The 275-nt window shown below is 39.3% G+C and carries 1 pseudogene; it reads right to left on the reverse strand.

Annotation, left to right across the window (positions count from 1 at the left end):
* Window positions 1-275 (reverse strand): annotated as a pseudogene (locus RYX56_RS22215) (ATPase); the annotation flags it as partial.

Here is a 275-nt window from a genome sequence, read left to right on the forward strand (position 1 = left end):
TCTGGACCACCCTTTGCCAAAAGCATTCTTGTTCCATCTATCGTATGTACAGTCGACATGAGCTTGCGATCAGAGTCAAACGGTAGCTCCGCCTCTCGGGGGAATTTTTGTCGTAATACTTCATAATCTTGTCCATGCTTATTTGCAAAATTAATTAAAGCAATCTCAGTTGGATCACCAATCTCTTGCTTGTCTTCATTAATATAAGAATCATTACATAATGCAGCAATAGAGACGAGTAAACGCTCTGCTTCATTCCAATCATTTCGATTTTC

This window comes from Alkalihalophilus lindianensis (assembly GCF_032843265.1).
Lineage (GTDB): Bacteria > Bacillota > Bacilli > Bacillales > Bacillaceae_D > Alkalihalophilus > Alkalihalophilus lindianensis.